We start from the raw sequence: 13,094 nt of genomic DNA, 5'->3' as shown, positions 1-13,094 counted from the left end.
ATATCTCAATATCTTGTTGGTTCATTTCGAATAAGAAATAAATGAATCGGTAAAAAAAGCGAACATGTTATCGCATGAATAATAGTAAACAATACTGCATTCGTCCCATATCTTTCTAAAATAGCGTAGATTAAATAAATCGATAATACAAGTGTAGCCACTCCAGCTAAAAAGCCTATTATCGGAATAAAATTAAGAATAAAACAACCAACATATATTCCAAATACTTTCCATCCTGCTTCTTCTTTTAGAAAATCAGGGAATTTCTCTCTCGCTAAATCTCCCCATACTTTGCAATTCAGAAATGGAATGAACGCTAAAATCGCATCATTTGCCCCATCGTTTTTGGCCATTGTATACAATGCAAACGCAGTTAATACGTAAGAAAGAACCGCCCAAATTAAGATAATCAAAATTGCAGTAAAACTAAGTGCAAGGAACCCTGCAAATATACTTTGATCTTCCATCTTTTCCTCTCCTTCCTAACATCTTTTTCTTATCTATACTCACCTGTATAATATGAACAAGAACTTGAAAGGAGAACTCATTTATGCATCCATTTGTGGAAACTCTGCATCAACAATTTCTCGCACATCAGAACAGTGAAAAAGCCGAACCGATGGCACGTTACATGAAAAACCACTTCCCATTTCTCGGTATTCAAACACCAGAACGAAGAACCTTATTGCGTGACGTTATACAAACTCATTCACTTCCAGACAAAAACGATTTTCAAATTATTATTCGTGAACTTTGGTCTTTGCCAGAACGTGAATTTCAATCTGCCGCTCTTGACTTATTACAAAAATATAAAAAGCATCTCAATGAAACTCACATTCCATTTTTAGAAGAACTCATCACAACAAAATCATGGTGGGACTCCGTCGATGGTATTGTCCCTACATTTGTAGGTAGCATCTTTTTAAAGCATCCAGATGTCATTCAAGCCTATATTCCAAAATGGATTACTTCAGAAAATATATGGTTACAGCGGGCCGCTATTCTATTTCAGCTCAAATATAAACAGCAAACAGATGAACAGCTTCTCTTCTCAATTATGAAACAACTCAAAACTTCAAAAGAATTTTTCATTCAAAAGGCTATCGGTTGGGCACTTCGTGAATACGCCAAAACAACTCCAGATGTTGTATGGAAATATGTACAAACGAATGAACTTGCGCCCTTAAGTAAACGAGAAGCAATTAAGCATATTCAGTACTTATATGGTATAAAGAACAAAAAAATAGACGAAACTCTATCATAGACACAATCGTTCCTCTATTGTGATTTAAAAAGGAACATGATAGAATATGGTCATTATTATTAAATATAAGTAGCGATGATGGACTTATAAGTACTTGCACCTACAAGCGATTCAGGGATAGTGAAAGCCTGAAACCGCAAGGAAACGGCAGTCTTGAGCAATACATGATAAAGTGGATGTGTAAAAGCACATCAACTAGGGTGGAACCGCGGGCAAACGCTCGTCCCTAGGCAACAAGCCTAGAGACGAGCGTTTTTTTATTTAAAAGCGCAAGCGGCTCGTTCAGAATGTAAGGGGGATGGAGCTTCTGACATAGAGGCGTTCTTTGCCTCGGCGGAAGAAGCGAAGCCACCGAACATTCTAGCCGCTGGAGCTGGATATTCCTTAAAAGCGCAAGCGGCTTTCCCAGAACAGGAGTGAAATGACCGACTGTTCTAGCCGCTGGAGCTAGATACCTTAAAAGCGCAAGCAGCTTGCTCAAGAAACTCCATTTCACAAGTGCACTCTATCATCGCCAATACGTTAACTTTTAAAAGGAGGATTTTCATATGTATTCAATGGAACAAGTTGTAAACTTAGCGAAACATCGCGGTTTTGTTTTTCCTGGTTCTGAAATTTACGGTGGCCTTGCAAATACTTGGGATTACGGTCCACTTGGTATCGAACTAAAAAATAATGTAAAAAAAGCTTGGTGGAAAAAATTCATTCAAGAATCTCCATACAACGTCGGTTTAGACGCAGCAATCTTAATGAACCCAAAAACTTGGGTAGCTTCTGGTCATGTTGGTAACTTTAACGACCCAATGATCGATTGTAAAAAATGTAAAGCTCGTCATCGCGCTGACAAATTGATTGAAGATGCTTTAGATGCAAAAGGCATCGAAATGATTGTTGACGGTCTTACTTTCGAACAAATGGCTGACTTAATGAAAGAACACGAAGTAAAATGTCCAGACTGCGGCAGCCAAGAGTTCACAGAAATCCGTCAATTCAACTTAATGTTTAAAACATTCCAAGGTGTTACAGAATCTAGTACAAACGAAATCTTCCTTCGTCCTGAGACAGCACAAGGTATTTTCGTAAACTTTAAAAATGTACAACGTTCTATGCGTAAAAAACTTCCATTTGGTATCGGTCAAATCGGTAAAAGTTTCCGTAATGAAATTACACCTGGTAACTTCACATTCCGTACACGTGAATTTGAACAAATGGAACTTGAATTCTTCTGTAAACCAGGTGAAGAATTAGAGTGGTTCACATTCTGGCGCGAAACTTGCAAAAACTGGTTACTATCGCTTGGTATGAACGAAGAAAGCATGCGCCTTCGCGATCACGGTGAAGAAGAATTATCTCACTACAGTAATGCAACAACTGATATTGAATTTAAATTCCCATTTGGTTGGGGCGAACTTTGGGGCGTTGCATCTCGTACAGACTTCGACTTAAAACGTCACATGGAACATTCTAGTGAAGACTTTAACTATATCGATCCACAAACGAACGAACGTTACGTACCATACTGCATCGAGCCATCTCTTGGCGCAGATCGCGTAACATTAGCATTCTTATGCGATGCATACGAAGAAGAACAATTAGAAAATGATTCTCGTACAGTTCTTCGTTTCCATCCTGCTTTAGCACCATATAAAGCGGCTATCTTACCATTATCGAAAAAACTATCTGAAGGTGCTAGAGAAGTATTTGCAGAACTAGCAAAAGACTTCATGGTAGATTATGATGAAACAGGTTCAATCGGTAAACGTTACCGTCGCCAAGATGAAATCGGTACACCATTCTGTATCACATATGACTTCGATTCAGTTGAAGACAAAGCTGTAACAGTACGTGACCGCGATACAATGGAACAAGTTCGTATGCCAATTAGCGAACTGAAAAGCTTCTTAGAGAAGAAAATCCAATTCTAATAAGAAAAAGCTGCCCTAGGGCACATAACTAACAGGTTAAAGTTACGTATATATAATTTTCATTAAAAACAGCCATTCTTTCATAGAATATCCATGAAAGAATGGCTGTTTTATATCTGTAATGAATGTTACAAAAGATACAGTTACAATACCGAAATCATCTTTTTATTAAACCGTCGATGTGATAAGGAAATCATTTTCTTAAGTAAACTGTTTTTTTCTTTTGATTTCATTATTCGTTTTTATGATTCGATTTTTATATACAATAAATGAGAGAATCACCAAAATTGCGAAAAGGGCAGCTGATAACCAAAGATTGATATCCTTGTTAGCATAATAAGTATCAAATAACATGCCCTCGCCACCATCTCCAAAAATCGCCATAGTGTAATTCCAGATAAAATGTCCCCCAGCGGCAACCCATAAATTCTTATAGGCTAACGTTAAAATAGAAAAGCATACACCTGCCAAATATGCGATGAGAAATACGAGGAATCCAGAATAATCGGGTGAATTAAAATGTAAAGCAGAAAAGACGATCGGATTTAATAAAATCGCTACATACACATTTGTAGAGCGAAGCAATGTTCCTAAAGCATATCCACGGAAAAGAATTTCTTCATAAAAACTTTGAATCATTACAAAAGGAATACCAAGTAATATCATATTTACAGAATCTGGATTGTTACTAACTGTAATAGAGCCACCTGCTATAAGTAAATTCAAGATTGTATGAACAACAAAAAAGATAAAGACAATCCCAATACCAATTCCATAATTTTTATATGTTTCTTTTGAGAATAATCCTGTTGAAAGACTAAGAGGTCCGAGGCTTCGATGGTGTAAAAAAGTAACTAGTAATGTCAAGCCAATGACTACGAAAGGGATTAACATAGCATACGTTTGCTCTTCTAGTTGTGATAAGTCATTATAATTTATATTCAAAACATCTAAAAACAGATCGAGTATTTTCCCACCAATCGTCATGCCACTAAAAAGTAAAACGATTGGGACAGCAAGAGCTAATATTATGTTCAGTACGATTTTCCATATCTTCATATTACAAATTTCCTTTCTTCATGTTCTGTATGAAATTGAAATGAAACTTTATTTTATCTCTCGAATATCTATTCGAGAGATAAATATTTCATATAATAAGTATTTTTAAAAATTATATACTAGCGTAAATATTTATGGTAATGAAAAAGTACCTTAGTAAAAGGAAATTTTTTTAGTATCCCAATCTTGCTCAGCAGTTTGTTATGGAAAAAATTAGCTCTTTTTTCATTTTTGGGGTGTTTACTTTTCTTAAGTTGATGGCGATGGCCCTACGGAAGCCTTACTGCCCGTAACAGCCCGATCGGTGAGAGCTCATAATCAGTGGGAGATGAAGAAAATCCCTGCTGATTCATAAAGTTTCACTTTATATGGAATCACTAACTACAACTAGGAAATCCCTTTTATTTTTCACGCTTTTCTTTAATTGCGACTGTACATCTAGAAATGCAAATTAAATCATCATTTTCATCAATAATGCGCACGTCCCAAACCATCGTTGTTTGTCCTTTATGGATTGGTGTTCCGATTGCTGTTACAATTCCATCACGTTTAGAACGAATATGGTTTGCATTGATTTCCAGTCCAAAGCAAATACATTTTTCTTGATCAATTAAGTTATAAGCACCTACGCTCGCTACTGTTTCTGCTAAAGCAACTGATGCACCGCCATGCAAAAAGCCGAATGGCTGATGTGTGCGTCCCTCTACCGGCATCGTAGCAACTACTTTATCTTCTGTCATTTCTAATAATTCAATCCCCAGTGCATCCATTAATGTTTTTGACATTTTTATTCCTCCTCTATGACATTTTAAAAATGTATAATTTTCCCTATTTACTTTCAAACTATCCATAACACTTATATAGGGAGGGTTTATTTTATGAAAAAGATATGTTTTCTACTAACGATTGTATTCTCCTTGCTCACTATTGTACCAAATTGTACAAATGCAGCAAAAGCTTCTAACACGCCAATTGAAATTAAAACAATTACACAAAAAGGGAAGAAGCCTTATATAGAATATCAAATAAGCAGACCTTTTTTTCATCACTTCTCAGATGTAACATTTCAAAATAAATTAAATACATATTATAAAAACTCTGCTAACCGCTTTAAAAAAAGAGTAACAAAAGAAGCGAAAAAATACTATGAAGAAACAAAGAATACGGAATCTTCTTTTCATCCTTATGTTGCAAATGTTGACTATAAAATCACATTAAACAAACTACCGTTACTAAGCTTATATGTCAATTATTATCAATATACAGGCGGTGCACATGGATTATATACCTGGAAAGCAAATACATTTGATTTAAATAAAAAGAAACTATTACGCTTAGATGATTTATTCAAAAAAAATAGCGCGTATCAAGACATCATTCGTACAGAAATTGTAAGGCAAATCAAACAAAATGAAAGCATCTATTTTCCAGATGCAGCTGAAAAAGTGATTAGCACAAAGAAATTCCATTACTTTTTAGAACCGGACTATCTTACTGTTTATTTTCCTTTATATGAAATCGCACCATATTCAAGCGGAATCCCGCAATTTCGTATTTCATACACATTGCTTCAAAACTCCTTGAAGCCTTATTATCAAAATGTTTTACTTGACAAGAAATAAATACGTCGATACGATAATGTTAACTATCTTTCAAAAGGAGTTAACATTATGAACAAATTACGTCCTTTAGATTTAGCACTATCTGCGATGTTCGTTGCACTTATGGCGATCGGTGCAAATATTGTATCATGGGCACCATTTTTACAGGTAGCTGGGGTCCCATTGACGATGCAACCATTTTTTGCAATTTTAGCAGGGCTTCTTCTTGGTAGTAGACTTGGCGCCTTATCTATGACGATTTATATGCTTGTCGGAGTTGCTGGTGCACCGATTTTTGCAAGCTTTAAAGCGGGTTTGGGAGCGCTTTTAGATCCTACAGGTGGATTTATTATTGCATTTATTATTGTTGCTTACATATCTGGAAAGCTTGTGGAACAAAGAGACAATCCAAAATTCGGTACATTTGCAATCTCAGCTTTTGCTGGCATTATTTTAACTTATATAATTGGTACAACTTATATGTATGTAATCGTAAACTTGTGGATGGGTGGAAACATAAGCTATAAAGCGGCTTGGATGGTTATGATGTGGTTTGCTTTAAAAGATTTTATTTTTACGGTAATCGGCGCTATTATCGCACCTCGTATATACTACGCAGTTCGTCGTTCTGCTTATCAACATTCTCATTCCACACAATCCTCATAAAGTGAAACTTTAATCAGTGGGGGTTTTCTTCATCCCCCACTGATTATTAGCCCTCACCAATCGGGCTGTTACGGCAGCCCTACTCCCACCTATCTTCCTTGTTTTTCTCTGAATCTTGAGGTGGGAGTCTTACTGCCCTAAAATAGCGGGATAAAAAAAGAGCTACTTCATGTAGCCCTTTTTTTATGCTTCTTGATTTGTTTGTTCTTCAACAATCTTCTTCATAAGGTCTAAAAGGTCTTCACGCAGTTCATCATGCTGAAGTGCCATTTCAATTGTCGTTTGAACAAATCCTAATTTTTCTCCAACATCGTAACGCTTCCCTTCAAAGTCATAAGCAAATACGCGCTGAATTTCATTTAATTTTTGAATAGCATCCGTGAGTTGAATTTCACCACCAGCACCAATATGTTGTTCTTCTAAGAACATAAAAATTTCTGGTGTTAAAATGTAACGTCCCATAATTGCTAAATTGGAAGGTGCTGTACCTTTCGCTGGTTTCTCAACAAAGTTGCGAACTTGGTAACGACGTCCTTCTTGTTCTAATGGATCAATAATTCCATAACGATGCGTTTCTTCTTCTGGAACCGTTTGTACACCAATAACAGAAGAAAGTGTTTTATCATATTCATCTATTAATTGACGTAAACATGGTGTCTCAGCTTGTACAATATCATCGCCTAATAACACCGCAAATGGTTCGTCACCAATAAATTTCCGTGCACACCAAACAGCATGCCCTAATCCTTTTGGTTCTTTTTGACGGATATAATGAATGTCTACCATTTTAGAAGAAGCCTGTACTTTCTCAAGCAATTCATATTTTTTCTTTTCCAATAAGTTTTGCTCTAATTCAAATGCATTATCGAAATGATCTTCGATAGAGCGCTTTCCTTTACCCGTAACAATAATAATATCCTCAATTCCAGAGGCTACCGCTTCTTCGACAATATATTGAATCGTTGGTTTATCTACAATTGGAAGCATCTCTTTTGGCATTGCTTTTGTCGCTGGTAAAAAGCGTGTTCCTAAGCCTGCTGCTGGGATAATCGCTTTTCTTACTTTTTTCATAACAAATACCCTCTTTTCTAATCCTTGTACTATATTTCCTTACTTATACACGAAAGTGATTACTCTGACATTCATAATTGCAAAGTTACAGACAGTATACCATATCCATTCTGCTTACATATCTCATTTTTACATACAAGAAAAGAGGAGGTCACTCTCCCCTTTTCTCTCCTTTAATAAACATCATGGACTGGTTTCATTATAAACGATTCATAACATCTTCTTTAATAGTAAGTAACTTTTGTTCACTATTTTGTAAAGAATCAGCTTTCACACCAAAATAAAACTTAATCTTTGGCTCTGTGCCAGACGGACGTAAACAGAACCAAGAACCATCTACTAGTTGATATTTTAGCACATTAGATTTTGGCAATTGAATTTCTTCTTGACTTCCATCTATTAGAGATGTAATCGTACTTGCCTTATAATCTTCTACTGCTTTTACTGGTAAACCAGCCACTTCTTTTGGTGGATTTTCACGGAATGCTGTCATCATCTCTTGAATTTTCTCCGCTCCATCTTTTCCTTTTAACGTTAAAGACATAAGATCTTCACGGAAGAAACCATACTTCTCAAATATTTCTAGTAATCCATCATACAATGTTTTTCCTTGTGATTTGTAGTATGCTGCTACTTCACATGCAAATAATACAGACTGAACTGCATCTTTATCACGACAGAATGGACGAATTAAATATCCATAACTTTCTTCATATCCAAATTGGAACTCATATTGTCCACTCTCTTCATATTGTTTAATTTTCTCACCAATAAATTTAAACCCAGTTAATGTATCAACTGTATCTAAGCCGTAAGCTTTTGCGATTGTACGCCCAATTTCAGAGGTTACAATTGTTTTTAGTACAACACCGTTCTTTGGAAGGGTGCCATTTTGTTCCTTTTGTGATAATAAATAATCAAGCATTAACGCGCCTGTTTGGTTCCCTGTTAATACTTGGAATTCACCGTTATGATTGCGAACAGCTACACCTAGGCGGTCCGCGTCTGGATCCGTTGCAATTAATACGTCCGCTCCTACTTTTTCACCATCACGAATTGCCAGTACAAATGCAGCATGTTCCTCTGGATTTGGTGATTTAACTGTAGAAAAGTTTGGATCTGGTAACTCCTGCTCTTTTACAACTGTTACATCTGTAAACCCAACTGCTTCTAACCCTTGTCGTACCGGAATATTAGATGTTCCATGCAGTGGTGTAAAGACGATTTTTAAACCTTTCCCAACTTTCTCAACCATTTCTTTATTTATGATAACTGTTTTTAACTGCTCTACATATGCATCATCCACTTCTTTTCCGATGATATGTAATAATCCATCCGCTTTTAATTGCTCTACATTCGCAACTTCTACCGTCAATTCATCTTCCACTTCATTTACATAACGAATTAACTCATCCGCTTCTTTTGGTGGCAATTGCCCACCATCTTCTCCATATACTTTATATCCGTTATATTCAGGTGGATTATGACTCGCTGTAAGAACGATTCCACTTATTGTATGTAAATGACGTACTGCGAAAGAAAGTACTGGTGTTGGACGTAAACTTTCGAATACATATGTTGTAATGCCATGCGCCCCTAATGTTGCAGCTACTTCCATTGCAAATTCAGGCGATTTATGACGAGAATCATACGCAACAACTACGCCGCGTTTCTTTGCTTCTTCACCTAAATTCTCAATAAAATGTGCAAGTCCTTTTGTCGCTTTTCGAACAGTATATACATTTAAACGATTCGTACCAGCACCCAGTTCACCGCGCATACCACCGGTACCGAATTCTAAATTTTTATAGAAACTATCTTCCATTTTCTTCTCATCTTGTTTCATATCTTCTAGCTGCTGTTTTAATTCTGCATCTAAGTTTGCATAAGAAAGCCAACGGCTATACTCTTTTTTCCAATCCATCCTCTTATCTCCTCTCGCTTGTCATAACTTTATTATATGAAAAAAACGGCAATTATCTCAATACATTTTAAAATCTAACAGGATTTTACTTTTATAATTTGTATACACTAATGTTATATACTTCAAAAAAAAGGTGAGGCATATGAAAGAATGGGGATTATCTGAAGAATTGAAAATAGAAACAAAACAAATGATTGAAATTGTAGAATTAGAATTAGCGAGCATGAAGCGAACCATTGATGAAGATGGTGAGTGCGTTCTATGCAGAATGGAAGAAATTCATCATTTACTAAGTAACGTTCAAACGATTGCAGCTTCTTACTATTTAAAAGCTTATTTATCACCATTTACATCAAGTTATGCTCCTATCACAACAGCCATCCAACATTTAGGTGAGCGAAAACATGGAGCATTAATTGTTGTCGAAAGGAATGATTCTCTTACTTCCCTTATTCAAACGGGAACGAAACTAAATGCTTTTTTAACTGTTCCACTACTTGAATCCATTTTTTATCCTGGGAACCCACTTCATGACGGAGCCGTTCTTATTAAAGACGATCATATTGTATCAGCAGCTAATATTCTCCCTCTAACAAAAAGTTTAGAAGTTGACCCTAAGCTTGGAACACGTCACCGAGCAGCAATTGGTTTGTCAGAAGAAAGCGATGCTCTCATATTAGTCGCGTCGGAAGAAACAGGCCGGACATCTTTTGCATTAAACGGCTCTTTGTATACAATTTCTTTATAGTAAGTAAAACGTGAATCAGTGGAGGGTGTTTCTTCACCCCCCACTGATTATGAGCCCTCACCAATCGTGCTGATCCTAAAATAGCGAGATAAAAAGGGTAGCCATTTCGGCTACCCTTCTAAACTTCTTATTCTTCTCCAAACCGTTCAACAAGTGTTGCAAGTGTACGAACCATTACACCTGTTGCTCCTGCCGGCCCTAAATCATGTGTACTCGTTGTATCAGAAGTTCCAGCGATATCTAAATGTACCCACGGTGTGTCTTCCGCAAATTCACCAAGAAATGTGCCGGCCATTACCGCATGTCCTTCACGGCCTGGTGAGTTGTTTAAATCTGCAAATTGACTGTTACGAACGCGCTCTTTATCACGTTCGAAAATCGGTAATTGCCAAATTGGTTCATCTGTTTCCATTGACGCTTCTAATACTTGTTCAAATAATGTTTCATTATTTGTCATTGCACCTGTTGTATAGTTTCCTAGCGCAACGATAACCCCTCCTGTTAATGTTGCCACATCAACAAGATAGTTTGCACCTAGCTTCTTCGCATACGTAATTCCATCAGCTAATGCGAGGCGACCTTCTGCATCTGTATTTAATACTTCAATCGTTTTCCCGCTCATAGATGTGATAACATCATCTGGTTTAAATGCAGTACCACTCACTACATTGTCTGTTGATGGAATAACAGCAATTACATTTTGTTCAGGGCGAAGTTCTCCGATCACTTCCATTGCACCAAGAACTGCTGCCGCACCACCCATATCACCCTTCATGCCAACCATGCCATCGCGTGGTTTTAAAGAGTAACCACCTGTATCATATGTAATTCCTTTTCCAATCAATCCAATTACATCTGTCCACTCTTCTTTTCCCTTATAAATAAGGGCAATCATTTTTGGTGGTTCTGTAGAGCCTTGGTTAACCGCAAGTAAAGCACCCATACCCAATTCTTCCATTTCCTCTTTCTCTAACACTTTATAATCCATATCATATTTTTCAGCTAATTCCACTGCATATTCTGCCAATTTTGTTGCTGTTAACATGTTCGGAGGCATATTTACAAGCGTACGAGCTGAATTTGTAGCACGTCCATGAACATATCCAACTGTTAAAGCTGCTTCAATTTCTTTTGCATCCTCAGCTGTAATAACAACAAGTTTTTCTAATTCTACATGCTCTTTTTTATCTGTTTTATATGTTTGTAATCCGTATGTACCAAGGCAATATACTTCAGCTGCAATATGTGCCACATCAATTGCATCTAACTTCTCTTTGACAAATGAGTCAAGCAAGATTGCAGCGTCTTGTATCTTTTCCGCTTGTAATGTTTTAAATGTTTTACTAAGTGAAGCGCGTAATGTTTCGGTTGTATATGCTTCTTTTTTTCCAAGGCCAACAAAGTAGTAACGTTTTACATTCGTTTTCCCTAAGCTATGTACTTTTGAAATAGCTTTCTTCTTTGTACTCAGTTCTTTTTCGTCTAATAAACCTTGCAATTGTCCCTCAAATGCCTTGTCTAATTCTTGGACAAAACGGCTCGTTTCTTCTTCAAATAAAGCAACAATGACTGCTTCATGGTTTGCTAATTCAGTTTGTACTTGAAACATATTCAGACCCCCTTCGTTTCTCTACTTTTTATTATAACTGTATTTTTTCGGAAATGCGATAATTCTAACTTCTCTTTCACTTCATATATACAATAAATTCTGGTAATAAAGGTAATTCGTGTATTTTTGCATAGGGCACCCGATCTATTCTTTCAGGTATAATCCCTCTGCACTTCTGAATATACGCTATCACCTCATCTACATCTAAATCCCAATGAACTGGTCGGTATGGCAGTAAATATTGCTCTGCCACTTCCATCATCAAACGTGCTCCTTTGACATTTCCGTAGCTATAATGATACTGAGCAACTACCATTTGTAATAATCCTTTAAGAAACAGATTACTTCGCTCTTCCAACCACATTTCTTCTAACAAATCATGACATGTATAATAATCTCCTTCGTTATATTTCACAAAAAACTCGTAATACGCTAAAGGATACTTCTTCACTTTTCCACCCCGTTTTCTTATATTGTGAAACAGGACAAAGAAAAAAGTCTAGTGTTCATTTCACTAGACTATCTCTGTTTCAAATATTGACCACGGAATACTTGCATCGTTTCATCTTGATTCAACATCGTTAACTCATCTTCCGTTAATTTACCATTTCCCATTTTTACAACATATACATTTACCTTTTTCTTTCCCCACTGGCTATATACATCTTGAACAGTTTCATAATATAAATCCAGCTTATTTCCCTTTATAGCGCCACCTTTATCCGCTACAACGCCGTATCCATAACCCGGAATAAATAAAATTGTTCCAATAGGAAATACTCGTAAATCTGCTGCGATTGTAGAATATAAATCCCTTTTCACTTTGACCCCTGAATATGTAATTCCATACTCTGGGTGTTCAGGGCTTTTTCCTGTTGATTCAGCACCTGACGTATATCCAGTTGCCGTTACTTCCATCATACGATATTTAGACCAGTCATTTGCCTGCTCTAAAGCATTTATTACTTCTTTACTTGGAACAACTTGCTCTTTTCTTTCTGCCGCATGCACTTCTTTTACATTGCTTTCTTGATATGTTTTGACAATGTCTATAAAAGAAATTCCTGTGAATGCTTTCCATGTTACACATAACGCTGTCACAAATAAACAAGTCATCATAATGCGAATAGCATATCGTTTTAACATTTTTATATTCCACACTCCTTCATCGTTAGTCATTCCCTATACGATAAAGAAATATGCAAAAAAAATCTCCAAACAAATTGG

13 protein-coding genes are annotated in these 13,094 nt (G+C 36.5%); 5 read left to right on the top strand and 8 right to left on the bottom strand.

The annotated features are described in order from the left end of the window. Window positions 1–5 precede the first annotated feature (5 nt). Window positions 6–467: a hypothetical protein gene (locus tag MR058_RS11060; RefSeq protein WP_242144070.1), complete on the bottom strand. Its 462-nt coding sequence runs from the start codon at window positions 465–467 to the stop codon at window positions 6–8. A gap of 83 nt (window positions 468–550) precedes the next feature. On the opposite strand from MR058_RS11060, the gene MR058_RS11055 reads away from it, so the two are divergent. Both MR058_RS11055 and MR058_RS11050 read left to right on the top strand, forming a co-directional pair. Beyond that, window positions 551–1,264: a DNA alkylation repair protein gene (locus MR058_RS11055; protein ID WP_242144069.1), complete on the top strand. Its 714-nt coding sequence runs from the start codon at window positions 551–553 to the stop codon at window positions 1,262–1,264. Window positions 1,265–1,812: 548 nt separating this feature from the next. Continuing rightward, window positions 1,813–3,189 carry a glycine--tRNA ligase gene (locus MR058_RS11050; protein WP_242144068.1) on the top strand — a complete coding sequence of 459 codons (1,377 nt, stop codon included), beginning with the start codon at window positions 1,813–1,815 and terminating at the stop codon, window positions 3,187–3,189. Between the two features lie 201 nt (window positions 3,190–3,390). On the opposite strand, the gene MR058_RS11045 is transcribed toward MR058_RS11050, so the two are convergent. Continuing rightward, the gene (locus MR058_RS11045; RefSeq protein ID WP_242144067.1) at window positions 3,391–4,248 is read right to left on the bottom strand and encodes a CPBP family intramembrane glutamic endopeptidase; all 858 of its coding nucleotides are present in this window, start codon (window positions 4,246–4,248) and stop codon (window positions 3,391–3,393) included. Between the two features lie 401 nt (window positions 4,249–4,649). Next, window positions 4,650–5,033, bottom strand: a complete 384-nt coding sequence (locus MR058_RS11040; protein WP_242144066.1) for a hotdog fold thioesterase — start codon at window positions 5,031–5,033, stop codon at window positions 4,650–4,652. 93 nt (window positions 5,034–5,126) lie between these two features. On the opposite strand from MR058_RS11040, the gene MR058_RS11035 reads away from it, so the two are divergent. Together MR058_RS11035 and MR058_RS11030 are read left to right on the top strand one after the other, a co-directional pair. Next, on the top strand, window positions 5,127–5,870 hold the full coding sequence (locus tag MR058_RS11035; protein WP_242144065.1) for a DUF3298 and DUF4163 domain-containing protein: 744 nt from the start codon (window positions 5,127–5,129) through the stop codon (window positions 5,868–5,870). 48 nt (window positions 5,871–5,918) lie between these two features. Then, complete coding sequence (locus MR058_RS11030; protein ID WP_242144064.1) at window positions 5,919–6,515, top strand: biotin transporter BioY; 597 nt, start codon at window positions 5,919–5,921, stop codon at window positions 6,513–6,515. Window positions 6,516–6,698: 183 nt separating this feature from the next. Here the strand turns inward: MR058_RS11030 and galU are convergent, their stop codons facing one another. Further along, window positions 6,699–7,586, bottom strand: a complete 888-nt coding sequence (galU, locus tag MR058_RS11025) for a UTP--glucose-1-phosphate uridylyltransferase GalU (RefSeq protein ID WP_242144063.1) — start codon at window positions 7,584–7,586, stop codon at window positions 6,699–6,701. Window positions 7,587–7,785: 199 nt separating this feature from the next. Beyond that, window positions 7,786–9,510 carry a phospho-sugar mutase gene (locus MR058_RS11020; protein ID WP_242144062.1) on the bottom strand — a complete coding sequence of 575 codons (1,725 nt, stop codon included), beginning with the start codon at window positions 9,508–9,510 and terminating at the stop codon, window positions 7,786–7,788. Window positions 9,511–9,652: 142 nt separating this feature from the next. Here MR058_RS11020 and cdaS point away from each other — a divergent pair, with 142 nt between their 5' ends. Further along, window positions 9,653–10,258 carry a sporulation-specific diadenylate cyclase CdaS gene (gene cdaS, locus MR058_RS11015; RefSeq protein ID WP_242144061.1) on the top strand — a complete coding sequence of 202 codons (606 nt, stop codon included), beginning with the start codon at window positions 9,653–9,655 and terminating at the stop codon, window positions 10,256–10,258. Between the two features lie 127 nt (window positions 10,259–10,385). On the opposite strand, the gene MR058_RS11010 is transcribed toward cdaS, so the two are convergent. The 3 genes from MR058_RS11010 to MR058_RS11000 all read right to left on the bottom strand — a co-directional run bounded on the left by MR058_RS11010 (window position 10,386) and on the right by MR058_RS11000 (window position 13,013). Next, the gene (locus tag MR058_RS11010) at window positions 10,386–11,867 is read right to left on the bottom strand and encodes a leucyl aminopeptidase (RefSeq protein WP_242144060.1); all 1,482 of its coding nucleotides are present in this window, start codon (window positions 11,865–11,867) and stop codon (window positions 10,386–10,388) included. 76 nt (window positions 11,868–11,943) lie between these two features. Beyond that, a complete protein-coding gene (locus MR058_RS11005) occupies window positions 11,944–12,318 on the bottom strand; it encodes a DUF309 domain-containing protein (RefSeq protein ID WP_242144059.1) in 375 nt (124 codons plus the stop codon). A 68-nt stretch (window positions 12,319–12,386) separates the two neighbouring features. Continuing rightward, a complete protein-coding gene (locus MR058_RS11000) occupies window positions 12,387–13,013 on the bottom strand; it encodes a 3D domain-containing protein (protein ID WP_242144097.1) in 627 nt (208 codons plus the stop codon). Between the last annotated feature and the right edge of the window lie 81 nt (window positions 13,014–13,094).

It is taken from the genome of Bacillus cereus group sp. BfR-BA-01430 (assembly GCF_022663115.1).
GTDB lineage: Bacteria > Bacillota > Bacilli > Bacillales > Bacillaceae_G > Bacillus_A > Bacillus_A cereus_BD.
Note: the sequence above shows the minus strand (reverse complement) of the source record. Positions and strands in the feature narration are given on the sequence as shown.